The organism is Nocardia sp. NPDC050713 (genome assembly GCF_040654315.1).
In the GTDB taxonomy this organism is placed as follows: domain Bacteria; phylum Actinomycetota; class Actinomycetes; order Mycobacteriales; family Mycobacteriaceae; genus Nocardia.
Genome location: NZ_JBFAHS010000008.1, coordinates 235,485 through 259,692, shown reverse-complemented (window position 1 = coordinate 259,692; position 24,208 = coordinate 235,485). Strand labels below are relative to the sequence as shown.

Genomic DNA, 24,208 nt, shown 5'->3' with positions numbered 1-24,208 from the left:
GTGATGGTTGCTTTCGAAGACTGGAAGTATGCCTTCGGCTTGACAGGCATTGTCGGCGACTCGATTCTCGATTCAGGCAGAAACGAGCGCGATGACAAGAATCGCGAGAAGGAACAGGACAACAAGTGGAATCAGGACCGCCAAATCGTTGGCAGCGAATGGTCCGGACTACTTGCCGAATACAACAGTTCCCGATTCGCCGACACTGTGATCAAGGTTGATGACCCCTTCGACACTATGTCGCACGAAGAGATTTACAACGCTTTGGAGAGCGTCAACCACAGCGACATAAACAGCAAGGCTAATGGTTGGCGAGATCTGAGTCGCGATGCGCGCGCCGCGGTCGACGAGTTCAAGACCGCAGTCGAGAAATCCATTGAGGAGAAGTGGGACGGCAAGTCGGGAACCAAGGCCGTCGAGGCCACCCGCCAGTTCACCACGACTTTCACACAGCTCGCCGCAACTTTCCAAATGGTCGCTCACGGTTTGGATCTCATCGAAGGCCACCTCGAACAGGCCAGAGTCTCGGTCGGCAAGCCCGACAACCTCACCGTCGGCGACAAGATCATCGATGTCCTACCCTTCCAGAACATCGTGAAGGGTCCCTCGTATCGCGCCGAGGAAGCGGAGAACCAGGCGCGATACGTCATGAAGACGTACTACATGCCCGGCGCGAAGGACGTGGACAAGAACACGCCCATCCTCCCCGAACCCTCCAGCACGACCGACGGCAAGAAAGACGAACCGGTAATTCCCGGACCCGGTCCAGGTCCCGGCGGTCCTGGCCCCGGTCCGGGCCCAGGACCGGGTGGTGATCCGGGCACCGACGACCCGACGGACACGGAAACGCCCGAGTACCCGACGACCGACGACCCGCAGAGCACGACTCCGCAGAGCACGACTCCGACCGATCCGACATCGACCACGCCTGCCTCCACCACGCCCGCCGCGACGGTTCCCGACACCAAGCTGCCGAATACGGGTCTGCCGACGCCTTCTGGGCCTGGCCCTGGCGGGCCGGGTCCGGGTGTGCCGACGATCCCGTCGCCCGGGCGGTCGGTGCCGGGCGGGAATCTACCGGGACAGTCGGGGCCGACGGGAGGGTTGGCCAACAGTCGCCCGGCGGGCACCGGTCGGGCGGGCATGCCCGGCATGGGTGCGCCGGCCGCTCGCGGCAAGGGCGATGACGACGATGAGCACAAGACGCCGGACTATCTGATCTATGACCATGGCGATGAATTGCTCGGGACGCAGCCGCCGGCGCTGCCACCGGGTGGAGTGATTGGGGCATGACCGAACACCGTTGGCGTTTGAGCGGTTTGATGTTCGAGTTGGCGGTGGAGGCTTTCGGCCGGGATCGATTGCCCTACCCGCTGCGCGTCCTCGTGGACGACCCGAGCATCGAGGGTGCGGAGGACTACGAGCGGCTGCGCAGGCAGACGGCGCGGGAGATATCGGGCTTTGCCGGGCGCGAGTTGTTCGATGCGTTGAATGTGCTGTTGGAGCCGCAGGTTCGGGTCGAGGTGCACGGTTTCTACGGGCGTGACTTCGAGCAGGTGGTCCGGGTGCACGCCGGAATCGTCGGCGACACCGCGACCGTGGCGGTACAACAGCCCGGGCCGAACCAGAACTACGGCCGTGACATCGCGTTGACGGTCTGTCCGTCGCATGGCGTGGCCGCGCATGTCGCCGCAGCGCTGCCGAAATGTGCTGCGGGACAGCTGCGTCCGGTGACAGCCCGGCGATCCGAGGTGAATCGTGCACCGCACGGGGAACGTCCGGCCTCCTACACCGAGGAGGCCCGTCGGATCGTGCAGCGGCCGCGTTCGGGGCTCGGGGAGATCAACGTCTTCCGCGGCGGCGCCATCGACTCCAGGCCGACCACGGACGGCCGCGGTTTCCACTGGATGGACTATCTACCCGCCGACGGTCGGTATCTGTTGCACAACCACGACAAGGACGAGTTCACGCTGACGCCCGGCCCCGCCGAGGAGATTCAACGGCAGCTGCAGCATTTGATCCAAGCGCATCGCCCCGTTGCGCGCAGTTGGTGAGCGGCCGAGGCGCTGCCCCATGGATCGTTTCCGTCGCTGGTCACGCTCGCTGACCGGTGATCTCGCGGATGCGTCCAACAGGTCGAGTCGGCATCGAGCGGAATCATCCGGCCACGGGTCAATTCTGGTTCGGGTGTAGGACGAGCATGGTGGTCGCCCCGTGGTGGAATTCGTAGCCGGTGGGGCGGAGGGTGGTAGGGATTCCCTTGTCGTGGAGACTCTTTTGGAGATAGGTGACGAGGTCGTCTTGGGGGTGGCCGGTGTGGTCGACGAGAGGGTAGAGGCGGGTTTCGCCGTGGGTGACGCGGGCGAGTTCGAGTAGGGCGGCGAGGTGGAAGTCGGCGTCGAGGCGGTCGGCGTAGGTGAACAGGAGGTGAGAGCTCAGGGCCAGGTCGAAGCTGTTGTCCTGGAAGGGGAGTGCCGGGAGCTGGGCGGCGACGTAGCGGTCGGGGTGGGCCATGAGGTCGGCGCCGAAGCGGGTGGCGGCGGACAGCCGGACGGACTGGAGGTTGTCCGGGTCGCCGTAGAAGTCCCAGCGGTAGCGAGTGTGGTGGGCTCCGGCGTAGGCGCTTCCGCGTTCGGTCTCGGTGCGGGCGAGCTCGCGCAGTTCGGCGGCGGGCCTGGCGTAGATGGGGTCGGTGGCGGTGACGTCGGCGTCGAGCGCGGCGGCTTCGGCGGCGAAACTCGCTGCGCCGCCGGGGCAGTCGAGTATGCGGCGGCCGCGCAGGTCGGCTTCGGAGAGTTCGAAGATGGCGTGATACTCGGCCAAAGATCTTGCGCTGATCAGGAATTCACCGAGTGCGTCGGTTTCGGTGGGGTGCTTCATCTGGAAACCGTCTCATACGCCGCAGGGGTGCGACAGCGAATTTTGCGCCGAGAAAAATTCTTGGCGATATCCCCGCGCCGCGTGCAGGGCTTGGCGCGGGGATCGCCGATACGTCCGGTGCGGGAATTGGGGTCCACCGAAGTACCACCGCCCAATTTACTTCCATGCGGAATCAACGACAGTTGATTGTGAGAGGTGTCACAGCTTGGTTCCCACAGTGCGGTAGGCCGGGATTCGCGATCCGGCCTCGACGGCCGGGCAACGTAGGGCACGAGCGGAAACCGACCGCCGGTGAGTCCGGTCGAGCGTCTTCCCGGCGGGGACGTACGCGGTCAGACGTTCGCCGTGAGGCGTTTCAACGCCTTCACGACCACCTCTGGATCCGCCGTCTCCCAATAGGGCGGGAGCGTGGCCCGCAGGTAACCCCCGTAGCGGGCGGTGGCCAACCGGGAGTCGAGGATCGCGACGACGCCGCGATCGTCCACGCTGCGCAGCAGCCTGCCGGTGCCCTGGGCGAGCAACAGCGCCGCGTGATTGGCCGCGACGGTGAGAAAACCGTTGCCGCCGCGGGATTCGACCGCGCGCTGCCGGGCCGCGAGCAGCGGGTCGTCGGGCCGGGGGAACGGAATGCGGTCCAGGATCACCAGGCTCAGCGACGGGCCGGGCACGTCGACGCCCTGCCACAGCGACAGGGTGCCGAACAGCGAGGTCTCCGGATCGTCGGCGAACTTGCGCACCAGCGCGCCCGTCGAGTCCTCGCCCTGACACAGCACCGGGGTGTTCAGGCGGTCGCGCAGGGCGTCGGTGGCGGCGCGGGCGGCGCGCATCGAGGAGAACAAGCCGAGCGTGCGTCCGCCCGCCGCGTCGATCAGGCGCTCGATCTCGTCGAGGTAGGCGGGCGGCAGACCGTCGCGGCCCGGCGGTGGCAGATGCTTGGCGACGTAGAGGATGCCGGATTTCGCGTGGTCGAAGGGGGAGCCGACGTCGAGCGAACTCCAGCGCACGGTCTCGGTGTCGGACGGCGCCTGCGCGCCGTTGGCCGTCCCGGTGTCGGGGCGGTTCGGGGACTGCGCGGGCAAGCCCCAAGTGACCGCGAGCCCGTCGAAGGACCCGCCGATTTGCAGGGTGGCCGAGGTGAGCACGACGGTGGCGGTGCCGAACAGCCGCGAGCGCAGCAGTCCGCCCACCGACAGCGGCGCCATGCGCAGCGTCTTGCGCGGCACGCCGCCGCGCGCGTCCTCGGCCGCCAGCCAGATGACGTCGCGCCGGGACGCCGGATCGGGTTCATCGAACGCGGTGAGCGCGCGGACGGCGCTGTCGTGGATCTCGTCGATCGCGGCGACCGCCAGGTTGCGGGCGGCCGCCGTCTCGGGATCGCCCTGCGCGGTGCTGCTGCCGGGCGGCGCGAGTTCGGTGCGGGCGTTCCACGCGGCATCGCGCACCAGGGCGAGCACCTGCGCGACGCCCTCGGGCATCGTGTCCCAACGGGCGGGCGGCAACGCGTCGAGGACCTCGTGCCAGGCCTCGGCCGCCCCTTCGAGCCGATCCAGCTCGCGTTCGTCGATGAGCTTGGCGCAGCGGCGGGCGGCGGCGCTGATCGCGGTCGGCGCCAGCTCGGCGGTGGCCACCCCGGTGACCCTGTCGACGAGCTCGTGCGCTTCATCGATGACGACGACATCGTGTTCGGGCAGCACCTGGATGCCACTGATGGCATCGATGGCGAGCAGCGCGTGGTTGGTCACCACCACGTCGGACTGTGCGGACTCGGCGCGGGCGCGCTCGGCGTAGCAGTCCTGGCCGAACGGGCAGCGCGATTTGCCCAGGCACTCGCGCGAGGACACGCTGACCTGGCGCCATGCGCGGTCGGTCACACCCGGCGCGAGTTCGTCGCGATCGCCGGTCTCGGTGTTCGAGGCCCAGTCGTTGAGGCGCTGCACCTCGCGGCCGAGGCGGGAGATGGCGAACGCGTCGAACAGCTCGGCCTCGGCGGGCTCGTCGGGAATGGCGCTGTTGATCTTGTTCAGGCACAGATAGTTGTTGCGGCCCTTCAGAATCGCGAAGCGGGCCGGGCGGCCGAGCGGCTTGGCCAGCGCCTCGGCGAGGCGGGGGAGGTCGCGGTCGACCAGCTGGCGTTGCAGCGCGATCGTCGCGGTCGACACCACCACCGTGCGCCCGGTGCGCACCGCGTGCCGCAGGCTCGGCACCAGGTAGGCCAGCGACTTGCCGGTGCCGGTCCCGGCCTGCACGGCCAGATGCTCCTTGGTATCGATCGCGTGGTCGACGGCCGTCGCCATCGTCACCTGCCCGGAGCGCTCCTTGCCGCCGAGCGCGTGCACGGCGGTGGCCAAAAGGTCGGAGACTGGGGGCAGTTCGGGCACGCGTGCAGCCTACTGCTCGGCACCGACACGGTTCACCGGTCGGGCCGCACGAAGTCGTCCAGGTTGGCGCGCGCGTACTCCAGCACGCGTCGCTGGAAATCCGCGGGTTCGTTGGCGTCGTAGAGCGCGTCCGCACGGTTCTTCCGCGAGCTGTCCGGCGGCTGCCTGATCTGGTCGGGGTTGTCGAGCACGGCGTACTCGTCGTCCCACAGCCGATCCAGGTCGGCGTCGTCGTGCGATTCCGCGAGCGCTTCGTACCCGGCGACCACCACCGCGGCCGCCAGCCCCGGCATACCCGCGGCCCGCAGCGCGCCGGGTACCCAGGGGAGTTCGTCTACCCGCCGCGCGAGGTAGCGGCCGAAGCCGCGGTCGCCGACATGCTCGTCCAGCGAGGCGAGCACCATCAGGTTGGCGAAGGCGGGCGGCAGCGCGGTGCGGCGGCGGACCGGGTCGGCGCGCAGTTCCTCGGTCGCCGGGTTGGACCAGAAGACGATGTCCGCGGCGCGGGCGATGTCGTCGGCGTCGGCCAGCGCCCGGGCGACGGCTGCGCGAGCGCTCGCCGGAAATCGGTAATCCACGGGCGGGACTCTAAAGGGCAGCCGAAGGTCCGGCCGTGCCGGGACGAGCGGCGGTGTGACCAACCGTCTAGCGAACGGGCAGTTCCCCCGCGACCTCGATGCCTGCGGTTCGCATCTCATCGATCGCCTTGTCGGTCGTGGCCTGGGCAACGCCCGCGGTCAACTCGAGCAGCACGCGCGTCTCGAACCCGGCCGACCTGGCGTCCAGCGCGGTGGCGCGCACGCAGTGATCGGTGGCGATGCCGACCACGTCGACGGTGTCGATGTCGTGCTCGCGCAGCCACTCGGCGAGAATGACGCCTTCGGCGGTCGAGCCCTCGAAACCCGAATAGGCGGCGGAGTATTCGCCCTTCGAGAAGACCGCCTGGATCGGCGCGGTGTCCAGATTCGGGTGGAAGTCGGCGCCCGGGGTGCCCGCGCGGCAGTGCGGGGGCCAGCTGTCCACGTAGTCCGGGTCGGCGGAGAAGTGCGCGCCCGGGTCGACGTGATAGTCGCGGGTCGCGACGACGGCGGCGTAATCGCCGGTGGTCGCGTGGTCGCTGATGCGATCGGCGACCGCGGCGCCTCCGTCGACGGCCAGCGAACCGCCTTCGCAGAAGTCGTTCTGTACGTCGACGATGATCAACGCCCGGTTCATCTCATGACACCTTTCGCGTGATGTAAGCGAAGACTACCCCGCCGGTGATTACCTCTTGCCGCCTCGTCTCACCCGGCGAATTCGATTCGTACGGAGGGAATCATGAGCGCCAACCCGACCTTCACCCCGCCTGACACGCTGGAGGTCACCTCGAGCCGGTGACCACTCAGTTCAGGAACGTCGTCGGAATGGCGGGCTCGCCGTCGGAGAGCTTGAGGCCCTCCCACGGCAGGCTGATCAAACCGCTCGACACCAGCGCGCGGCCCTCGGCCAAGGTCGGCAGCCCGTCGACGACTTTGCCGTCACGCACCAGCGGGACCAGCAACTGCCGCGCCTCGAATTCCCCCGACGCGGGCGCGGGGCCGGTCGCCGGGTAGACGATCTCCTCGACGATGGTGCCGGTGTCGCGCGCCAGCCGAACGGCTTTCTTGGTGCCGCCGCGCGATTCCTTGTGGCTGCTGCGCTTGGCGACCGGCAGCCCGTCCACTTCCACCAGCTTGAAGACCATGCCTGCCGTCGGCGCGCCCGATCCGGTGACGAGCGCGGTGCCGACGCCGTAGACGTCGACGGGTTCGGCGCGCAGCGCGGCGATCGCGTTCTCGTCCAGATCGCCGGAGACGATGATGCGGGTCTTCTTCGCGCCGAGTCGGTCGAGCTGATCGCGCACCTGTCTGGCCAGCACGCCGAGATCACCGGAATCGATGCGCACACCGCCCAATTCGGTGCCCGCGACCTCGATCGCGGCGGCCACGCCCCTTGTGATGTCGAACGTGTCGACCAGCAAGGTGGTGCCGACGCCGAGCGTCTGGACCTGGCTGCGGAACGCGGCGGCCTCGTGCGCGCCGTCGGCGCCGCTGTGCAGCAAGGTGAAGGCGTGCGCGCTGGTGCCCGCGCCCGGCAGTCCGTAGCGGCGTACCGCCTCCAGGTTCGAGGTGGCGTCGAAGCCCGCGAGATAGGCGGCCCTGGACGCCGAGGGCGCGGCCAGTTCGTGAGTGCGCCGCGAACCCATCTCGATCATCCTGCGGCCCGCGGCGGCGCTCACCATGCGTGCCGCGGCCGAGGCGATCGCGCTGTCGTGGTTGAGGATCGACAGCGCCAGCGTCTCCAGCACGACGCACTCGGCGAAGCTGCCGCGCACCGAAAGAACCGGTGAACCCGGGAAATACAGTTCGCCTTCGGCGTAGCCGTCGATGTCGCCGGTGAACCGGTAGTCGCGCAGCCAGTTCAGGGTCCGCTCGTCCAGGAATTCGGCGACGATCGCCAGTTCCGATTCCCCGAACCGGAAGTCCGCGAGCGCCTCGAGCAAACGTCCGGTTCCGGCGACGACGCCGTAGCGACGGCCGTGCGGCAAGCGCCTGGCGAATACTTCGAAGGTGCACGTGCGATGCGCGGAGCCGTCGGCGAGCGCGGCGGCCAGCATGGTGAGTTCGTACTGGTCGGTCAGCAGCGCGGTGCTGGCGACGGCGTCGCGGTGGTCCACACCGGCCACTGTAGCCAGCGGGACTCGCGGGGCGGGCGGTGCGCGGGTGTTGTATCTCCGGAGTCGAGTCGTACCCTGGACGTTATGAGCTTGTGCGAAACGAACTCGACACTGTCGGCGGCACAGGCGACTCCGGAAGCGGTCGAGTACACCGAGATCCTGGAGGCGGAGGACCGTCCGTGGGTGACCGTGGTGTGGGACGACCCGGTCAACTTGATGCACTACGTCACCTACATCTTCCAGAAGCTCTTCGGGTACAGCAAAGCCAAGGCGACCGAATTGATGCTGCAGGTGCACAACGAAGGGAAGGCTGTGGTGTCGTCCGGATCGCGCGACAAAATGGAGCAAGACGTCCGTCGACTGCACGCGGCTGGCCTGTGGGCGACCATGCAACGGGACGACTGATCGGTACGACTACCCTGGCGCTCGTGCGTGAACGGAGCAGGCGCGGTGCGTAAGTGGAGCCGCAAGAACTCGTTGAGCGGCCTCAAATTGCGGACCGAGATGGACGCGAGAGAGGCCGGGGTACTGCGCTCCCTGGTCGGCGCGGTGTCCGGGCTGCTGACCGAGCGTTCGCAGTCGGCGCCCGAGGACGAGCTCGCCGCGCTCACCGGCCTGCGCACCGGCAACACGGCCCCGCCGGACGACCCGCGGCTGCTGCGGCTGCTGCCGGACTTCCATCGCGCCGAGCCCGGTTCCCCGGATGCCGATCGCGCCGATCTCAACAGCGCGCTGCGCGGCCTGCACGAGCCGGAGATCATCGATAACAAGCTCGCCGCGGGCGCGGTGGTGCTCGACACCGTCCCGCCGGACGGCGGCAAGATCGTGCTCACTCCGGAACAGGCCGACGCGTGGCTCACCGCGCTCACCGACGTCCGGCTCGCGCTGGGCACCGTGCTGGGGATCGAGGCCGACACGCCCGACCATTTGGAGCCCGATGATCCGCGCGGTCCGCACCTGGACGTCTACCACTGGTTGACCTGGATGCAGGACACGCTGCTGCAGGCGCTCGCTCCCTGACCATGAACGCAGTGCCGGGCCCCCGCGATTCGCTCACCGACGTCGCCGGTCTGCTCGTCGGCCATCACCACGCCCTCGACCCCGACGCCACCCTCGGTTCCGGCGCGGCCACCGGCTGCACGGTGGTGCGCGCGCCGGGCGGTGCGGTCGCCGCCGTCGACGTGCGCGGCGGCGGACCCGGCACCCGCGAGACCGATCTGCTCGACCCGTCCAACACTGTTCGCCAGGTCCACTCGATCTTGCTCACCGGCGGCAGCGCCTACGGCTTGGCCGCCGCCGACGGCGTCATGCGGTGGCTGGAGGAGCACGGCGAAGGCATTCCGATGGATCCCGAAGACGCCGACCGGGTGGTGCCGATCGTGCCGGGCGCGGTGATCTTCGATCTCCCGGTCGGCGACTGGTACACGCGGCCGACCGCCGATTTCGGGTACCGCGCCGCCGCCGCGGCGTCCGCCGATTTCGCGCGCGGCTCGGTGGGCGCGGGGGTCGGTGCGCGCGCCGGATCGATCAAGGGCGGCATCGGCAGCGCGAGCCTGGTGCTCGGTGACGGTCCTGCCGCTGGTGTCACCGTTGCCGCGCTGGTGGTCGCCAACCCGGTCGGGTCGGTATTCGATCCGCGCACCGGTCTGCCGTGGGGAGTCGGCACCGACGGACCCGAGTGGTTCGGCTTGCGTCCGGCCAGTCCGGAGCGCCTGGCCAGGGCGAACGCGTTGCCGGTGAAAGGCACCGTTCTCAACACCACGATCGGCGTCGTCGCCACCGACGCGCCACTGGAACCAGCCGGATGTCGTCGGATGGCCACCACCGCGCACGACGGCCTCGCCCGCGCCATCCGGCCCGCGCACTCCCCGCTCGACGGCGACACCTTGTTCGCCGTGTCCACCGGAACCGCTCGGATCGCGCCCGTCCCGCTCCCGCCCGCCTTCCCCGACGACCTGCTGCTCCTCGACGCCCTCTGCACCGCCGCCGCACTGTGCGTCGAACGCGCCCTCGTCAACGCCATCCTCACCGCCACCCCCGTCGCCGCCATCCCCACCTACGCCGACCTCTTCCTGCGCTGACCCCACAGACCTTTTCGCCCTGCCACACATCGACTCGCCGCGCGACACGCCGTACCGATGATCAGAACCTGTGTGCCGACGAAGGTGGGAAACAAGGACCGGGGAGCGAGGCGGCGGGAATAGGCGAATATTCTGGCTCGTTGTCGGCTGTGACCGGTCGGCGAAGATATGCGGAAGGGTTCGACTAGTGCTGGTGATCAGAGCCGACCTCGTGGCGGCGATGGTGGCGCACGCCCGCGCCGACCACCCCGACGAGGCCTGCGGGGTCATCGCGGGGCCGGAGGGCTCCGATCGGCCGGAGCGGTTCATCGCGATGGTCAACGCCGAACGCTCGCCGACCTTCTACCGCTTCGATTCCGGCGAACAGCTGAAGGTGTGGCGCGAGATGGACGCCGCCGACGAGGAGCCGGTGGTGATCTACCACTCTCACACCGCCACCGAGGCCTACCCCAGCCGCACGGACATCTCCTACGCGTCCGAGCCCAACGCGCACTACGTGCTGGTCTCGACACGCGACCCCGAACAGCACGAGCTGCGCAGCTACCGGATCCTGGACGGCGAGGTCACCGAAGAACCGGTGCGGATCGTCGCCTCCTACGAGACCGCCTGACCCCCGAGCCCTGACGAAAACCGAGGAGTACCCATGTCGGTAACCGTGTCCATCCCGACCATCATGCGCGGCCTCACCGGAGGCGAGAAGCGCGTGCAGGCCGAGGGCGCGACCCTGTCCGCGCTGATCGACGACCTCGACGCCAACCACCCCGGCCTGGCCGAGCGCCTGCTCAAGGACGGCAAGCTGAACCGCTTCGTCAACATCTACGTCGACGACGAGGACGTCCGCTTCTCCGGTGGTCTGGCCGCCGAGGTGCCCGCGGGCGCGAGCGTCACCATCCTGCCCGCGGTCGCCGGTGGCTCGCGGACGCACGTCGACCGGATCAGCTGAGTCCGTGGCCCGCTACGAATCGCTGATCGCGACCCTCGGCAACACCCCGCTGGTCGGCCTGCGCACGCTGTCCCCGCAGTGGGACGGCGAGAACCACGTGCGGCTGTGGGCCAAGCTGGAGGATCGCAACCCCACCGGGTCGATCAAGGACCGCCCCGCCCTGCGCATGATCGAGCAGGCCGAGGCCGACGGTCTGCTGTCACCCGGCTGCACCATCCTCGAGCCCACCAGCGGCAACACCGGCATCTCGCTGGCGATGGCGGCCAAGCTCAAGGGCTACCGGCTGGTGTGCGTGATGCCGGAGAACACCTCGGTGGAGCGGCGTCAGCTGCTCACCATGTTCGGTGCGGAGATCATCGATTCGCCCGCGGCGGGCGGCTCCAACCAGGCGGTGGCCAAGGCGAAGGAGATCGCCGCGGCCAACCCCGACTGGGTGATGCTCTACCAGTACGGCAATCCCGCCAACGCGCTCGCCCACTACGAGACGACCGGACCCGAGCTGCTCGCGGACCTGCCCGAGATCACGCACTTCGTCGCGGGCCTCGGCACCACGGGCACCCTGATGGGCACCGGACGCTTCCTGCGGGAGAAGGTCCCGAACATCGAAATCGTCGCTGCCGAACCGCGGTACGGCGAACTCGTCTACGGCCTGCGCAACATCGACGAGGGCTTCATCCCCGAACTGTACGACGAGACCGTGCTGACCACCCGCTTCTCGGTCGGCCCGTTCGACGCGGTCAAGCGCACCCGCGAACTGGTGCTCGAGGAGGGCATTTTCGCGGGCATCTCGACGGGCGCCATCCTGCACGCGGCGCTCGGCGTCGCGCGCAAGGCGGTCAAGGCGGGGACGCGCGCCGACATCGCGTTCGTGGTGGCCGACGGCGGCTGGAAGTACCTCTCGACCGGCGCCTACGACGGCACGCTGGAAGAAGCCGAGGAGCGGCTGGAAGGTCAGCTCTGGGCTTGATCGGCACGGGTCCCGGTTCCGCGTCGGTACGCTCGAAGAACGAGCTGTGGCATCGATCAGGAGGTTGCCATGACCGGCGGACTCGGGCCCTCGTTCGATTCGGATCGCATCGCGGCCTTGCGTGCGCGGCTGGGTAACCCCGGCACGGTGACGCCGGGCGCGGCGCCGACGCGACCGCAGCGGGCGGGCGACTTCGCGGCGCTGCGGCAACTCTGGCTACGGGCCGGTGCGCTGATCGCCGGGTTCGTGTTGCTGCTGTACGCCATCGAGGGCGTCGACGCCGTCGACAGCCGCGAACTCGACCGCGCGGGCATCGAACCGCGTGAGGCGGACGGGCTGTGGGGCATTCTCTGGGCTCCGGTGCTGCACGGCGGCTGGGACCACCTGATGGGCAACACGGTGCCGGTGCTCGTCCTCGGTTTCCTCGTCCTGGCGGCTGGCATCGGCCGCGGGCTCGCGGCGACGGCCGTCATCTGGGTGGTCGCGGGGCTGGGCACCTGGCTCACCGGCGCCGACGGCACCGTGCACATCGGCGCCTCCTCGCTGGTCTTCGGGTGGCTCACCTTTCTCATCCTGCGCGGCTGGTTCACCCGCAGTGCCGGGCAGATCGTGCTCGGGCTCGTCGTCTTGGTGGTGTACGGCTCGCTGCTCTGGGGTGTGTTGCCCGGGCAGGACGGAATCTCTTGGCAGGGACACCTTTTCGGCGCGATCGGCGGTGTCGTCGCGGCGTGGTTGCTGGCGCCGCGGCAACGGCGCGCCACAACGCCGACGGTCGCCTGAGACCATCCGGAATCTTTTGGCGGATCCGTGATTTCGCGGGTGCTGCGTGAGCCGCCCTGCGGCTGGGTACGCTCTGACAATGGACGTCGACGCCGTAGGAAGGATCGAGCGGGGATCCTTGGCGCACCACGGTGAGAGCGCAGCCCGTCGGAGATTTTGGGGGACCATTTCGTGACCGAGAATTCGTCGTGGCAGCATGAGGGCATGCGCCTTACCGTCCTCGGGTGCTCGGGCAGTGTGTCCGGCCCGGACTCCCCAGCGTCGGGATACTTGCTGACCGGCCCGGATATGAATCCGACCGTCATCGATTTCGGCCCGGGTGTGCTCGGCGCGTTGCAGCGCTACGCCGATCCCGGCGAGGTCGACGTCTTCCTGACCCACCTGCACGCGGACCACTGCCTCGACCTGCCCGGTCTGCTGGTGTGGCGGCGCTACCACCCGACCCCGCCGGTCGGCCGGGCGATCGTACGCGGACCCTCCGACGCCGCGCTGCGCATCGGCAACGCCTCGGCCGAGGTCGGCGGCGAATGCGACGACTGGTCCGACGTGATCGACATGCGGCCGTGGATCGAGGACGAGCAGATCGAGTTCGGTCCGGGCCACACGGTCGTCGCGCGACGGATGTACCACCCGCCGGAGTCCTACGGTCTGCGTATCACCACCAAGGCGGGTCGCACCTTCGTCTACACCGGCGACACCGCGATGTGCGACGCCGTGCTGGAACTCGCGCAGGGCGCCGACGTCCTGATGTCGGAGGCTTCCTGGACCCACGATCCGGCGAATCGTCCGCCGGGCATCCACCTTTCGGGTACCGAGGCGGGTCAGATCGCGGCGCGCGCGGGCGTGAAGGAACTGCTGTTGACCCACATTCCGCCGTGGACCTCGCGCGAGGACGTCATCGCGGAGGCCAAGGCCGAGTTCGCCGGCCCGGTGCACGCCGTCGCGCCGGGGGAGACCTTCGACATCTGACGGGGCGCCGGGGTTGCGGTCGGAGCGCGTCGTAGTCGTCCACTAGGCTGGCCCCGTGTCGAGACGAGCCGATGGCAGGGCGGACGATGAGCTCCGCGAGGTACGTATCACCCGTGGATTCACCACGCATCCAGCCGGTTCGGTGCTGGTGGAGTTCGGTCAGACCCGGGTGATGTGCACGGCGAGCGTCACCGAGAGCGTGCCGCCGTGGCGGCGTGATTCCGGACTCGGCTGGCTCACCGCCGAATACGCGATGCTGCCCGCGGCCACCCACACCCGCTCCGGTCGTGAGTCGGTGAAGGGCAAGGTCGGTGGGCGCACCCAGGAGATCAGCAGGCTGATCGGACGCTCGCTACGCGCCTGCATCGACCTGGCGGCCATCGGCGAGAACACCATCGCCATCGACTGTGACGTGCTCCAGGCCGACGGCGGCACCCGCACCGCGGCCATCACCGGCGCGTACGTGGCCCTCGCCGACGCGGTGACCTGGCTCGGCGCCTCCGGCGGGCTCGCCGATCCGCAGCCCATCTCGTGCGCGATCGCCGCGGTGAGCGTCGGCGTCGTCGACGGACGGGTGCGGCTCGACCTGCCCTACGAAGAGGATTCGCGCGCCGAGGTCGACATGAACGTGGTCGCCACCGACACCGGAACCTTGGTGGAGATCCAGGGCACCGGCGAGGGCGCCACCTTCCCGCGCTCCACCCTGGACAAGCTGCTCGACGCGGCGCTGGCCGGATGCGAGCAGCTGTTCACGGTGCAGAAGGAGGCGCTGGCGCTGCCGTATCCCGGCGTGCTGCCGGAGCCGGTCGAGACGTCGAAGAAGAAGTGATGAGCCGCCGCGTTCTGGTCGCCAGCCGTAATAGCAAGAAGCTGAAGGAACTGCGCCGCATCCTGGACGAGGCGGGCGTGGCCGGGGTGGAGATCGTCGGCTTGGACGACGTGCCCGCCTACGAGGAGGCGCCCGAGACCGGCGCGACCTTCGAGGAGAACGCGCTGGCCAAGGCCCGCGACGGTGCGGCCGCCACCGGATTGCCCTGTGTCGCGGACGATTCCGGTATCGAGGTGGATGCGCTCAACGGCATGCCCGGAGTGCTCTCGGCCCGCTGGGCGGGCAGGCACGGCGACGACGCCGCCAACAACGCGCTGCTGCTGGCCCAGCTGACCGACGTCCCCGACGAGCGGCGCGGCGGGCGTTTCGTCTCGACCTGTGCGCTGGTGGTGCCCGGCGGCACGGAACTCGTGGTGCGCGGCGAGTGGCCGGGCACGATCGCACAGAAGCCGGTGGGCGAGGGCGGTTTCGGCTACGACCCGCTGTTCGTTCCGGACGGCGGCACGGTCTCGGCCGCGCAGCTCACCTCCGCCGAGAAGGACGCCGCCTCGCACCGCGGGCGGGCGCTGCGGCAGTTGCTGCCCGCGTTGGCCGCGCTCGCCGAGGACTGACACCGCGCGGGTTGATCGCGGAGCCCAGTCGCACGCGCGCCGCGCTCGCGAGGACTGACACCGCGGGCCGGTCGCGAAGGCCAGTGACCTGTGCGCCGTGCTCGCTCGAGACTGACACCGCGCACGCTGAGGACTGACGTCGCGCGGGTCGGTCGCCGAACCAATGGCCTGCCGCGCTCGCGGAGGACCGCACCCCACGGGGTGCGGCTTCGCGGCCTAGTGGCCTGCACGGCAGCCGGAATTCGGCGGGTTACGCGTTGGATCGAACGCCGCCCGATCAGACGCCGAAGTCGTTCTTGACCTGCTTGGCGTTGGTGTGCTCGACGAAGAACGACAGCAGCGGGACGGTGCCCGCGATGAGGGTGCCGACGGTGCGGCCGATCGGCCAGCGCACCTTGACCGCCAGGTCGGCCGTGGCGATCAGGTAGATGAAGTACACCCAGCCGTGCACGACCGCGATCCAGCTGGGCGGGTTGGCGTCGAAGCCGTACTTGGCGATCATCTCGCCGGTGAGCAGCAGCAGCCACAGGCCGGTGGTCCAGGCGAGCACCCGGTAGCGCAGCAGCGCCGAGGCGATCTTGGCGGTGTTCGCCGCCTTGGCCTGCGCGGGAGCGGCCTGGGGCTCGGTGGCGACGGTGGTCTCGTTCTCGCTGGCGCTCAACCGGCGCTCCTCTCGGTGTTGCGGGTGTCCAAGCCCGCCCGGCGAACCTGGCCGTCGAGCTCCTTGGAGTTCAGCGCCGCCAGGTACCTGTTGTATTCGGCGAGCACCGGGTCGTCGTCGCGCGCGGCCGTCGGACGCTCCGGCAGGATGCCCGCCGGAATCTCCCGCGGCGCGGCCTTCCGCGCGGAGTCGGTCCGCTGCGGCGCGGTGCTCGGCGCGTCCTGCTCCTCGGCTTCGGTCTCCAGTCGCACGAACCGGAAGTAGGCGAACACCGCGAACCCGGCGAACAGCGGCCACTGCAGCGCGTACCCGAGGTTCTGGCCGGTTCCGCTGGACGACTCGAAGCGTTCCCACTGCCACCAGCCGAGCGCCAGACAGGCGAGGGCGGCCACGATCACCAGCAATATCAGGGCCGGGCGATTGTGTGCCGAGCGGCGGGGAGAAGCGGACACGCCTCCTACGGTACCCGTCTACTACAGGGTGCGTAGGAGCAGGTCGACGCTCGGCTCTCCCCGCCGCGCGCGCCTCAGAACTTGTACGTGACTCCGGTCATCCGCTCCGATTCCGCCCAGAGCCGGCGCTGCAATTCGGGGTTCTTCGACAGCTTGGTGGAGGACGACGGCTGGACCGGTCCCTGGCTGCCGAACAACCAGGTCGGGCCCCAGTAGGTGTCGGGATCGGGGTCGGGCATCCCGGCGGCGAACAGCGTCGAGTGCGCGGCCTTGGCGGGCGCGTGGCCGATCAGGCGGATGAACGGCTTGCTGATCCGGTCGAGCGGAGTCTCGGTCCTGGCGAACAGGTCGGTGGCCGAGACACCCGGGTGCACCGCGTACGAGCGCTTCTTCGAGCCGGACTCGGCGAGGCGGCGCTGCAACTCCCTCGCGAACATCAGGTTCGACAGCTTGGCCTGCGCGTAGGCGAGATTGCGCTGGTAGCGGCGGTGCTCGTAGTTGAGGTCGTCGATCCAGAGCTTCGGTGTCTGCTTGTGCGCGATGCTCGCCAGCGTGACCACCCGGTCTCGGATGCGGTCGAGCAGCAGTCCGGTCAGCGCGAAGTGACCGAGATGGTTGACGCCGAACTGGGTCTCGAAGCCGTCCGCGGTCCGGGAGAACGGGATGTTCATCAGGCCCGCGTTGTTCACCAGCACGTCGATCTCGCCGGACTGCTCGGCGAACTTGCGCACCGAGGCCAAGTCGGCGAGGTCGAGCGCGGCGACCCGCACGTCACCGGGGATCGCGGCGGCCACCTCCTCGGCTTTCGCGGCATTGCGGCAGGCCATCACAACGGTCGCGCCCTTGGCGGCCAGCACCTTGGTGGTCTCCGCGCCGAGGCCGCCGTTCGCGCCGGTGATGACAAAAGTGCGCCCGGTCTGGTCCGGGAGTTCGGTAGGTTTCCACGCCATGGGCCAACCTTACTCTGGAGTAAGTTCGGAGGGAAGGAAGCGCGCGCACCCGCGGGGGAGAATATCGGCCCAGACACTCGCACCGGCACTGCCGCGCCGGGATTCGGTGACGTTACCCCCGCGCGAGGTTCGCTACGGTGAAGACGTGACGACCACGGTGGGGAGGCAATACGGCGGGCGCGCCGTCACCGAGCGCAAGGCGGAACGGCGGCTGCGGTTCCTGGAGGCTGCGACGCGCCTCTTCGCCGAACGCGGGTACACGGAATGCTCGCTCGCCGACGTGTGCGCGGCCGCAGGGCTCTCCAAGCGGCAGTTCTACGAGGAGTTCGAGACCAGGGAGGACGTGCTCGCCGCGGCCTACGACCGCATCCAGGACGACGCCGTCGCGGCCGTGGGCGGCGCACTGGCAACCCTCGACCCGCGCCTGGACCCCAGCGCCGCGATGACCGCGGTGCTCACCGCCTACCTCGGCTCGCTGGGCGCCGACCCGTACCGCGCCAAGGTGGCCTTCATCGAGGTGGTCGGGGTCAGCGATCGGATGGAGCGGCACCGGCGCGAACGTAGGCATGCCTGGGCCGCCGTGCTCGAATCGGCCGTGGTGCCGCGCGTCGCGCCCGGCGGGCACATCCGCGGCGGTCCCGGTCTGGCGGCGAGCGCCCTGATCGGCGCGATCAACGGACTCACCCACGAGTGGCTGCTCTGCGATCCGCGGCCGCCGGTCTCGGCTCTGGTGGAGCTGTTGGTTCCGGTGGCGATCGCGTTGATCGAAAACCCCTGACCGCCACCGGAACTCGGCTACCGCGTCACGCGAGCAGGCCTTCCAGGCGACGCGCGCGCGGGGGCTGGCGCAGCTTGCCCATCGCCTTCGCCTCGAGCTGACGGACCCGCTCGCGGGAGACGCCGAGTGCGGTGCCCACCTGCTCGAGCGTGCGCCCCTCGCCGCGATCCAAGCCGAAGCGAAGCAGGATCACCTCGCGTTCCCGGTCGGTGAGCGTGGCGAGCACCGTGTCCAGCTTGCCGCGCAGCATGCTCGCCGCGACCACATCGGCCGGGTCGGGGGCGTCGTCGGGGATGAGCCCGCCGAACTCGGTTTCCCCGTCGCCGACCGGAGTGTGCAGCGATATCGGCTCGCGCCCGTGCCGCAGCACCTCCTCGACCTGGGCCACCGGCATTTCCAGCTCCGCGGCGACCTCCGCCTCGGTGGCCTCGCGACCCAGATGCTGGGCGAGCGTGCGCCGGGTGCGGTTGACCCGGTTGAGCAGCTCGACGACATGCACCGGCATGCGAATGGTGCGGCCCTGGTCGGCGAGGGCGCGGCCGATGGACTGGCGGATCCACCAGGTGGCGTAGGTGGACAGCTTCAACCCGAGCCGGTGATCGAACTTCTCCACCGCGCGGATCAGGCCGAAGGTGCCCTCTTGGACCAGGTCGAGCAGCGACATCCCGGTCGGCGTCGGATAGCGCTTGGCGATCGAGACCACCAGGCGCAGGTTCGCTCGGATCATGTGGTCCTTGGCGCACAGCCCGTCGGCGGCGGCGCCGCGCAGCTCGCGCCGCGCGGCGGGGGTGAGTTCGATTCCGGCGTCGGCGCTTTCGTCGAGGCGCTGCTGCGCGAGCACGCCCGCCTCGATGCGGACGGCAAGGGCTACCTCCTCGCCGGAGGTGAGCAGCGGGGTGCGGCCGATGTGGCGCAGGTAGTCCCGCACCGGGTCTTCGGTGAGGGTGGCGGTGACGGAGTGGGGCACGGGTGGTCCTTTCGGTCGAGCGAGGAGCCGGTCCGGTGGCGGCGCGGTTCGGGAATGCCGGTCACCGGTGGCGGCGGGCGGTGCGGTTCGCGCGCGGCCCGCCGCCGGGGGATTGCCGAGCGGGTTTCGCTCAGCGACCCGGGATGCGCAGCGGACGGCGCGGCTTGCCCCGATGGGTCTGCGCGCGCTGGACGCCGCTGTCGTGGCGAACGGGCCCGCCGTGGAAGAGGTTGTGCGATCCGGTGATCGGGCTGCCGGTGCGGATCGGCGTGGCGCCGAGGTGTCGGCGGATCGCGGTCTCGAGGTGCGCGGTGTCGATGTCGGCCACGGTGGCTGCTCCCTGTCGGTCGGTCTGGCTGGTGTGAATCGGGGCTGCGGTCTGGGGGCCGTGGGTCATGCGCAGGGGGTCTCCTTCTCGGTTCGTGCCGTCGTCTCCGGCGGCGAAGACAAACTTAGATCAGACCTAAAAATATGTCAACTATAAATTTATGTCGGGATCGTATACGCTCCCGATATGACCGAACAGGGACTTCGTGCGCGCAAGAAGCAGCAGACGCGCGAGAACATCTCCCACCAGGCCACGCTGCTGTTCCTGGAGCGCGGATTCGACAAGGTGACGATCGCCGACGTCGCGACCGCGGCCGACGTCGCCAAGATGACGGTGACCAACTACTTCCCGCGCAAGGAAGACCTCGCCCTCGACCTCGGCGAGGTCTTCGTCGACCAGCTCGCCAGCACAGTGCGCGAGCGGGAGCCGGGCCAGTCGGCGCTGGCCGCGCTGCGGCGCGCCTATCGCACCGCGGCCACCGAGCAGGACCCCGTGGTCGGCTTCTCCGGTCTCGAGTTCGCCAGGATGATCGCCGAGAGCCCCGCGCTGCTCGCGCGCCTGCGCGAGTTCCACGAGGAAAGGGAGGCGGCGCTGGCCCGCACGCTGGCCGCGGAAACCGATGCGGCGCAGGATGACATCGCGCCACGGGTGGCCGCCGCCCAGCTCGGCGGCGTGCACCGGGTGCTGTTCGAGGAGACCATGCGCCGCACCCTGGCGGGCGAATCGAACGACGAGATCGCCGCGGCGCTGACCGAGTACATCCGGGTGGCCTTCGACGCGCTGGAACCGAGCCTGGGCGACTACGCCGTGCGCGCCGGATAACGCGCGAGGGGGGCCTGGCGGCGGCGTTCGCTGCCGTGTCGCTGGCCCGGAGGCGTTGCGTGCGTTGCCGCCGGCGCAGTCCGCGCCGATCGTCGACGCCTACGCCATGACCATCGACCACGTGTTCCGCTGGGTCGTTCCGGTCGCGCTGGCCGGATTCGTGGTGGCCTTGTTCCTGAAGGAGGTGCCGTTGCGCGACAGCGCACGCGCGGGCGCTTCCGATGTGGGAGAGGGCTTTTCGGTGCCCGAGAACAGCGACCGCGTGGGTCTGCTCGAACGCGCCGTCGCGGTGGCCATGTGCAAGGCGCGTGCGGAAGGGCCCACGACGATCGCGACCCCGCCGATCGGGCGCTCCTCGACCAAGCCCTGATGAGCGTCGCCGCCAAGCTTGTGGAGGAGCACCTGGACGAGGTGGAAGCTGCCACAGTCGGATGACTCCGTGCGTGAGAACCCAAGAGTGCGGGTAGTGCTCGCCGGGCATGCGCCGCCCCGTCCGCCGCGCCGAGCGTCAACGTGGCCGGCGAAGTCCTGTCCCGTCGCGAACCGGTCGAGTGCGACCCGGAGCGGGCTTGCGCGCCGGGTTCGCTTGCCTTTAGGTTGAATTCGTGACTGCCGGGTCGGCGATACGCCGCACACAGATGGGTCGCCCGGCCGTTCGGTGACCCTCCGGCGGGCGCGTGGCCCGCCGCCTCCTTCGCTTCTTCTCTGTACCGCAAGGTTTCTCAGGGACTGCGAAAGGAGGTGAACTCATGTCCCACACCGATTTCGACGTCGACGCGTGGCAACGATTCGCGGCCGCGCACGGCGTGCAGAGTGTGCTCGACGCGACCGTCGTCCAGATCGTGCCCTTCGGCGCCTTTCTCGAAGTCGCGCCCGGCGTGCACGGTCTGCTGCACCGCAACGAATGGTCGCACTGGTCGGCGGAACCGCAGGTCGGCGCCGCCATGGCGGTCCGGATTCTGGCCATCGACGCCGAGCGCTACCGCGTGAGCCTGGCCGCGGCATGATGCCGGGTCCGTGACGTCCGGTTGAGAGAGGTGTGCGGAGGCAGACTCCACCTGCCTCCGCACACTTTCAGCCTATGCGTATCTCCGTACCGCTCGGGCCATGCGCAGTCCGTGGGCGGGACTTCGGGCGTTCAGCGCGCTTACCTCCGCATCCGCTCCGGGCACGCGCGGGCTGTGGACGTGCTTCCGGCAGCGCTCGATCGGGCTATGCCTCCGCGCCGCCCACGATCCTCGATGCTTACCCGCGCGAACGATACTTGTACGCGAATACTCGCACACGTATATTCGTAAACGAGTAAGGAGGTGCCATGGCCACGAAGCGCAAGGTGAACAACCTGCTGGCGCTCGCGATCCTCTCGGTGATCATCGAACGGCCGATGCACCGCTACGAGATCGCCTCGAAACTGCGCGAGCGCGGCAAAGACCAGGACATGGACATCAAGTGGGGTTCGCTCTACACGGTGGTTCAGAACATGGTCAAGGCCGGTTTCCTCGAACCCGTCGGCAGTGAACGCGAGGGCTCGCGCCCCGAGCGCGTCATCTATCGGATCACCGACGCGGGCCGGACCGAAATGTCCGACTGGACAAGAGAATTGATCGCCACTCCGGTGCTCGAGCGCGACGCCTTCACGGCGGGCCTGTCGGTGATCGGCGCGCTGTCGCCGGACGAGGTGATCGAGTTGCTCGCCACCCGGATCGCCGCGCTCGAAGCGATCATCGCGGGCGTGCGCCGGGAACTGGACGGGCTCGCGGGCACGCTGCCCCGCCTGTTCGTGATCGAGACCGAGTACGGGCTCGCGATGCTGGAGGCCGAGGCCGCGTGGGCTCGCTCCTGGCGCGCGGAGCTGGTCGACGGCACCTTCCCCGACTTGGCGATGTGGCGGCAGATGCATACCGGCGGCATGGCGTCGTCCGACGTCTTCGACATGGTGGAAAGGGGGATGCAAGCGCCTCAGTAGACCGAACGTCTCAGTAGGCACAACGCCGAAGCAGAGAGACACCGTCCCCGGCGACAGCCAGGGGCGACACGAGACCGGACCCGGCGGAGGTGCGGCAACACCACCGCCGAGCCCGATGAAACCGTCTCGAACCGTGCCCGCACGGAGCGCACCCGGCCACGAGGTTGGCAACCACAGGATAGCTGGGTGCGCGGTACGCGGATCGGTTCGAGGAAACCAACCGACTCACATTCGGAGATACCTCATGTCCAGAATCCGTTCCGCACTCGTCGTCGGCGGCGGCATCGCCGGGCCCGTCGCGGCCACCGCCCTGCTGAAGGCGGGCATCGACGCCCGCGTCTACGAGGCCTACCCCGGCCCGTCCTACGGCATCGGCAGCGGGCTCGCGCTCGCACCGAACGGCGTGGCGGCGCTCGATGTCATCGGCGCGGGCGATCCGGTGCGCGGCATCGCGCAGCCGGTGTCCAAGATGATGCTTTCGGTCGGCCGCACCCGGCACCACGTGCCCACCCTGCGCGGCGAGCCGCCGCTGCAATTGGTGGATCGCGCCGAACTGCACCAGACGCTGCACGATCACGCGGTGGCCGCGGGCGTCCCCGTCGAGTTCGACAAGCGTCTGGTCGGCGTGGAGGAGCACGCCGACGGCGTCACCGCGCGCTTCGCCGACGGCAGCACCGCGACCGCGGACGTGCTGATCGGCGCCGACGGCATCCGGTCGACCGTGCGCGGCCTGATCGACCCGAACGCGCCGGGCCCCCAGTTCACCGGCATGCTCGGTTTCGGCGCGGCCACCGAGTGCGATGCCGAAATACCCGCTGAAACCATGGTTTTCGCCTTCGGCCAGAAGGCGTACTACCTGTACTGGTCGACCGGTGACGGACGGGTCTTCTGGGGCGCCAACCTGCCGCACCAGCAGTACCTGACGCTCACCGAGGCCCGCGCCGTCCCGGCGTCGCACTGGCTGTCGATCCTGCGCGAGACCTACGGCGCGGACACTCCCGGCGGCGAACTGGCCCGGAGCACCACCGAGGAGCAGCTGGAGGTCACCGGCGGCCTGCACATCATGCCGCCGGTGCCGCACTGGTACCGCGGCCGCATGGTCCTGGTCGGCGACGCGGTGCACGCGCCGTCCAACAGCTCCGGGCAGGGCGCCTCGCTGGCCATCGAGAGCGCGGTGCAGCTGGCCAGGTGCCTGCGGGATCTGCCGGAGCCGGAGGCGGCCTTCGCGGCCTATGAGCGGCTGCGCCGCGGCCGGGTGGAGGGTGTCGCGGCGCGCGCCGCGAAGATCAACCGCAGCAAGACGCCTGGTCCGGTGGGTCGCAAGATGATGAATCTGCTCATGCCGCTGATGGTGAAGACGGTGATGAACCCCGAGAAGACCATGGGCGCCGAGCAGCGCTACCGCATCGACTGGGCCGCGCCGGTCCAGTCGGAGCCGGTCCCCGCCTGACGGCGGACCGCACGACCGCCGGTCGCGAAAACCGTTCGCGACCGGCGGTTCGCGTGTTCCCCCTTGGGTGGGGAATCGTTCACCCTCGGAGGTGGGGAGGCAGCACTGGGGTTCCTGTCGAGGAAGGCCCCGGACGGCGAGATTAGTAGTCAGAAAGAAACGCCGCCCGAATACCGAGGAGCACCGCAATGCCGACCGAAACCATCGCACCTGCCGTTCCGGCCCGGACGGGCGCGCTCGCGTCGGTCACCCGCTTCGACCCGGCCGCCATCGCGGTGTCCACCCCCGACGGCGACCTCACCTACGGCGAACTGGACTCATGGTCGAATCGGCTCGCCAGGGTGCTGCTCGGCGAGGGGGCCGGACCGGGCACCACGGTCGCCATGGCGGTGGAGCCGACCATCGAGTCGGCCGTCACCCGGTGGGCCATCGCCAAGTCCGGCGCGACCCCGGTGCTCGCGACGTCCGGTTCGGTGGAGGTCGAGTCGGCCGTGCTCGGTGTCACCACCCACTCGCGGCGCGGCGAACTGACCGACGCCATCGGCTGGCTGCTGCTCGACGACCGCGCGATGCTGGTGCGCTACCTCACCGGCTCGGACGCGCCGATCACCGACGCCGAGCGCGAGCCCATGCGGCGCGCGTCCTGACGACGCGCCGACGTCCCGCTTCGGGAACTCCTTCCTGACATGCGGATTTCGAGT

Annotated in this window: 29 protein-coding genes; 19 read left to right on the top strand and 10 right to left on the bottom strand. The window is 69.4% G+C overall.

Annotation, left to right across the window (positions count from 1 at the left end):
• Positions 1 to 3: 3 nt before the first annotated feature.
• Together AB0H49_RS17755 and AB0H49_RS17750 are read left to right on the top strand one after the other, a co-directional pair.
• On the top strand, positions 4 to 1,293 hold the full coding sequence (locus AB0H49_RS17755; protein ID WP_357252667.1) for a hypothetical protein: 1,290 nt from the start codon (positions 4 to 6) through the stop codon (positions 1,291 to 1,293).
• A complete protein-coding gene (locus AB0H49_RS17750; RefSeq protein ID WP_357252579.1) occupies positions 1,290 to 2,054 on the top strand; it encodes an ESX secretion-associated protein EspG in 765 nt (254 codons plus the stop codon). The genes AB0H49_RS17755 and AB0H49_RS17750 overlap by 4 nt, the downstream gene beginning before the upstream one ends.
• 118 nt (positions 2,055 to 2,172) lie before the next feature.
• On the opposite strand, the gene AB0H49_RS17745 is transcribed toward AB0H49_RS17750, so the two are convergent.
• The 5 genes from AB0H49_RS17745 to AB0H49_RS17725 form a co-directional block, all read right to left on the bottom strand.
• On the bottom strand, positions 2,173 to 2,880 hold the full coding sequence (locus tag AB0H49_RS17745) for a methyltransferase domain-containing protein (RefSeq protein ID WP_357252577.1): 708 nt from the start codon (positions 2,878 to 2,880) through the stop codon (positions 2,173 to 2,175).
• Between the two features lie 332 nt (positions 2,881 to 3,212).
• Positions 3,213 to 5,258 carry an ATP-dependent DNA helicase gene (locus tag AB0H49_RS17740; protein ID WP_355001104.1) on the bottom strand — a complete coding sequence of 682 codons (2,046 nt, stop codon included), beginning with the start codon at positions 5,256 to 5,258 and terminating at the stop codon, positions 3,213 to 3,215.
• A 32-nt stretch (positions 5,259 to 5,290) separates the two neighbouring features.
• Positions 5,291 to 5,836, bottom strand: a complete 546-nt coding sequence (locus tag AB0H49_RS17735; RefSeq protein WP_357252574.1) for a hypothetical protein — start codon at positions 5,834 to 5,836, stop codon at positions 5,291 to 5,293.
• Between the two features lie 67 nt (positions 5,837 to 5,903).
• Positions 5,904 to 6,473 (bottom strand): nicotinamidase, encoded by a 570-nt coding sequence (locus AB0H49_RS17730; RefSeq protein ID WP_355001102.1) that lies wholly within the window; start codon positions 6,471 to 6,473, stop codon positions 5,904 to 5,906.
• A 166-nt stretch (positions 6,474 to 6,639) separates the two neighbouring features.
• Entirely contained in the window at positions 6,640 to 7,953 is a 1,314-nt protein-coding gene (locus AB0H49_RS17725; RefSeq protein WP_357252571.1) for a nicotinate phosphoribosyltransferase, read from the bottom strand.
• 84 nt (positions 7,954 to 8,037) lie between these two features.
• Between AB0H49_RS17725 and clpS the strand changes: the two genes are divergently transcribed.
• From clpS to rdgB, 10 genes are all read left to right on the top strand, one after another.
• On the top strand, positions 8,038 to 8,358 hold the full coding sequence (clpS, locus tag AB0H49_RS17720) for an ATP-dependent Clp protease adapter ClpS (RefSeq protein WP_067790717.1): 321 nt from the start codon (positions 8,038 to 8,040) through the stop codon (positions 8,356 to 8,358).
• Positions 8,359 to 8,403: 45 nt separating this feature from the next.
• Positions 8,404 to 8,973, top strand: coding sequence for a DUF2017 domain-containing protein (locus AB0H49_RS17715; protein WP_355001100.1), 570 nt, complete (start codon positions 8,404 to 8,406; stop codon positions 8,971 to 8,973).
• Positions 8,974 to 8,975: 2 nt separating this feature from the next.
• Positions 8,976 to 10,034: a P1 family peptidase gene (locus tag AB0H49_RS17710; protein WP_357252567.1), complete on the top strand. Its 1,059-nt coding sequence runs from the start codon at positions 8,976 to 8,978 to the stop codon at positions 10,032 to 10,034.
• Positions 10,035 to 10,221: 187 nt separating this feature from the next.
• Complete coding sequence (locus tag AB0H49_RS17705) at positions 10,222 to 10,644, top strand: M67 family metallopeptidase (RefSeq protein ID WP_357252564.1); 423 nt, start codon at positions 10,222 to 10,224, stop codon at positions 10,642 to 10,644.
• 33 nt (positions 10,645 to 10,677) lie between these two features.
• Complete coding sequence (locus AB0H49_RS17700) at positions 10,678 to 10,977, top strand: MoaD/ThiS family protein (protein WP_355001097.1); 300 nt, start codon at positions 10,678 to 10,680, stop codon at positions 10,975 to 10,977.
• Between the two features lie 4 nt (positions 10,978 to 10,981).
• Positions 10,982 to 11,944, top strand: coding sequence for a cysteine synthase (locus AB0H49_RS17695; RefSeq protein WP_357252561.1), 963 nt, complete (start codon positions 10,982 to 10,984; stop codon positions 11,942 to 11,944).
• A gap of 69 nt (positions 11,945 to 12,013) precedes the next feature.
• Positions 12,014 to 12,724: a rhomboid family intramembrane serine protease gene (locus AB0H49_RS17690; RefSeq protein WP_357252558.1), complete on the top strand. Its 711-nt coding sequence runs from the start codon at positions 12,014 to 12,016 to the stop codon at positions 12,722 to 12,724.
• A gap of 204 nt (positions 12,725 to 12,928) precedes the next feature.
• Entirely contained in the window at positions 12,929 to 13,693 is a 765-nt protein-coding gene (locus AB0H49_RS17685; protein WP_357252556.1) for a cyclic nucleotide-degrading phosphodiesterase, read from the top strand.
• 55 nt (positions 13,694 to 13,748) lie between these two features.
• Complete coding sequence (gene rph, locus AB0H49_RS17680; protein ID WP_067790707.1) at positions 13,749 to 14,522, top strand: ribonuclease PH; 774 nt, start codon at positions 13,749 to 13,751, stop codon at positions 14,520 to 14,522.
• Entirely contained in the window at positions 14,522 to 15,133 is a 612-nt protein-coding gene (gene rdgB, locus AB0H49_RS17675) for an RdgB/HAM1 family non-canonical purine NTP pyrophosphatase (protein ID WP_357252553.1), read from the top strand. Before rph ends, rdgB begins: the two co-directional genes overlap by 1 nt.
• Before the next feature lie 277 nt (positions 15,134 to 15,410).
• On the opposite strand, the gene AB0H49_RS17670 is transcribed toward rdgB, so the two are convergent.
• The 3 genes from AB0H49_RS17670 to AB0H49_RS17660 form a co-directional block, all read right to left on the bottom strand.
• Positions 15,411 to 15,710, bottom strand: a complete 300-nt coding sequence (locus AB0H49_RS17670) for a DUF3817 domain-containing protein (RefSeq protein WP_355001169.1) — start codon at positions 15,708 to 15,710, stop codon at positions 15,411 to 15,413.
• A gap of 80 nt (positions 15,711 to 15,790) precedes the next feature.
• Positions 15,791 to 16,246 (bottom strand): transcriptional regulator, encoded by a 456-nt coding sequence (locus tag AB0H49_RS17665; protein ID WP_357252551.1) that lies wholly within the window; start codon positions 16,244 to 16,246, stop codon positions 15,791 to 15,793.
• A 74-nt stretch (positions 16,247 to 16,320) separates the two neighbouring features.
• Positions 16,321 to 17,196 (bottom strand): oxidoreductase, encoded by an 876-nt coding sequence (locus AB0H49_RS17660; RefSeq protein ID WP_355001092.1) that lies wholly within the window; start codon positions 17,194 to 17,196, stop codon positions 16,321 to 16,323.
• 145 nt (positions 17,197 to 17,341) lie between these two features.
• On the opposite strand from AB0H49_RS17660, the gene AB0H49_RS17655 reads away from it, so the two are divergent.
• Positions 17,342 to 17,974 (top strand): TetR/AcrR family transcriptional regulator, encoded by a 633-nt coding sequence (locus AB0H49_RS17655; RefSeq protein WP_355001091.1) that lies wholly within the window; start codon positions 17,342 to 17,344, stop codon positions 17,972 to 17,974.
• Between the two features lie 25 nt (positions 17,975 to 17,999).
• On the opposite strand, the gene AB0H49_RS17650 is transcribed toward AB0H49_RS17655, so the two are convergent.
• Both AB0H49_RS17650 and AB0H49_RS17645 read right to left on the bottom strand, forming a co-directional pair.
• A complete protein-coding gene (locus AB0H49_RS17650) occupies positions 18,000 to 18,941 on the bottom strand; it encodes a sigma-70 family RNA polymerase sigma factor (RefSeq protein ID WP_357252546.1) in 942 nt (313 codons plus the stop codon).
• Positions 18,942 to 19,071: 130 nt separating this feature from the next.
• Entirely contained in the window at positions 19,072 to 19,338 is a 267-nt protein-coding gene (locus AB0H49_RS17645; protein ID WP_357252544.1) for a hypothetical protein, read from the bottom strand.
• Positions 19,339 to 19,455: 117 nt separating this feature from the next.
• On the opposite strand from AB0H49_RS17645, the gene AB0H49_RS17640 reads away from it, so the two are divergent.
• The 6 genes from AB0H49_RS17640 (at position 19,456) to AB0H49_RS17615 (ending at position 24,154) form a co-directional block, all read left to right on the top strand.
• Positions 19,456 to 20,091: a TetR family transcriptional regulator gene (locus AB0H49_RS17640; RefSeq protein WP_357252541.1), complete on the top strand. Its 636-nt coding sequence runs from the start codon at positions 19,456 to 19,458 to the stop codon at positions 20,089 to 20,091.
• Between the two features lie 64 nt (positions 20,092 to 20,155).
• Positions 20,156 to 20,461, top strand: a complete 306-nt coding sequence (locus AB0H49_RS17635; protein ID WP_357252538.1) for a hypothetical protein — start codon at positions 20,156 to 20,158, stop codon at positions 20,459 to 20,461.
• Between the two features lie 379 nt (positions 20,462 to 20,840).
• A complete protein-coding gene (locus AB0H49_RS17630; RefSeq protein ID WP_357252535.1) occupies positions 20,841 to 21,098 on the top strand; it encodes a S1 RNA-binding domain-containing protein in 258 nt (85 codons plus the stop codon).
• A 308-nt stretch (positions 21,099 to 21,406) separates the two neighbouring features.
• Positions 21,407 to 22,057, top strand: a complete 651-nt coding sequence (locus tag AB0H49_RS17625; RefSeq protein ID WP_357252532.1) for a PadR family transcriptional regulator — start codon at positions 21,407 to 21,409, stop codon at positions 22,055 to 22,057.
• Between the two features lie 244 nt (positions 22,058 to 22,301).
• On the top strand, positions 22,302 to 23,507 hold the full coding sequence (locus AB0H49_RS17620; protein WP_357252529.1) for an FAD-dependent monooxygenase: 1,206 nt from the start codon (positions 22,302 to 22,304) through the stop codon (positions 23,505 to 23,507).
• Positions 23,508 to 23,695: 188 nt separating this feature from the next.
• On the top strand, positions 23,696 to 24,154 hold the full coding sequence (locus AB0H49_RS17615) for an AMP-binding protein (protein WP_357252526.1): 459 nt from the start codon (positions 23,696 to 23,698) through the stop codon (positions 24,152 to 24,154).
• The last annotated feature ends 54 nt before the right edge of the window (positions 24,155 to 24,208 follow it).

Excerpts from the sequence above, each read along its gene's own strand:
- AB0H49_RS17755 (WP_357252667.1), top strand. The coding sequence starts at position 4 with ATGGTTGCTTTCGAAGACTGGAAGTATGCCTTCGGCTTGACAGGCATT.
- AB0H49_RS17750 (WP_357252579.1), top strand. The coding sequence starts at position 1,290 with ATGACCGAACACCGTTGGCGTTTGAGCGGTTTGATGTTCGAGTTGGCG.
- AB0H49_RS17745 (WP_357252577.1), bottom strand. The coding sequence starts at position 2,880 with ATGAAGCACCCCACCGAAACCGACGCACTCGGTGAATTCCTGATCAGC.
- AB0H49_RS17730 (WP_355001102.1), bottom strand. The coding sequence starts at position 6,473 with ATGAACCGGGCGTTGATCATCGTCGACGTACAGAACGACTTCTGCGAA.
- clpS (WP_067790717.1), top strand. The coding sequence starts at position 8,038 with ATGAGCTTGTGCGAAACGAACTCGACACTGTCGGCGGCACAGGCGACT.
- AB0H49_RS17710 (WP_357252567.1), top strand. The coding sequence starts at position 8,976 with ATGAACGCAGTGCCGGGCCCCCGCGATTCGCTCACCGACGTCGCCGGT.
- AB0H49_RS17700 (WP_355001097.1), top strand. The coding sequence starts at position 10,678 with ATGTCGGTAACCGTGTCCATCCCGACCATCATGCGCGGCCTCACCGGA.
- AB0H49_RS17690 (WP_357252558.1), top strand. The coding sequence starts at position 12,014 with ATGACCGGCGGACTCGGGCCCTCGTTCGATTCGGATCGCATCGCGGCC.
- AB0H49_RS17685 (WP_357252556.1), top strand. The coding sequence starts at position 12,929 with ATGCGCCTTACCGTCCTCGGGTGCTCGGGCAGTGTGTCCGGCCCGGAC.
- rdgB (WP_357252553.1), top strand. The coding sequence starts at position 14,522 with ATGAGCCGCCGCGTTCTGGTCGCCAGCCGTAATAGCAAGAAGCTGAAG.
- AB0H49_RS17660 (WP_355001092.1), bottom strand. The coding sequence starts at position 17,196 with ATGGCGTGGAAACCTACCGAACTCCCGGACCAGACCGGGCGCACTTTT.
- AB0H49_RS17645 (WP_357252544.1), bottom strand. The coding sequence starts at position 19,338 with ATGACCCACGGCCCCCAGACCGCAGCCCCGATTCACACCAGCCAGACC.
- AB0H49_RS17640 (WP_357252541.1), top strand. The coding sequence starts at position 19,456 with ATGACCGAACAGGGACTTCGTGCGCGCAAGAAGCAGCAGACGCGCGAG.
- AB0H49_RS17630 (WP_357252535.1), top strand. The coding sequence starts at position 20,841 with ATGTCCCACACCGATTTCGACGTCGACGCGTGGCAACGATTCGCGGCC.
- AB0H49_RS17625 (WP_357252532.1), top strand. The coding sequence starts at position 21,407 with ATGGCCACGAAGCGCAAGGTGAACAACCTGCTGGCGCTCGCGATCCTC.
- AB0H49_RS17620 (WP_357252529.1), top strand. The coding sequence starts at position 22,302 with ATGTCCAGAATCCGTTCCGCACTCGTCGTCGGCGGCGGCATCGCCGGG.
- AB0H49_RS17615 (WP_357252526.1), top strand. The coding sequence starts at position 23,696 with ATGCCGACCGAAACCATCGCACCTGCCGTTCCGGCCCGGACGGGCGCG.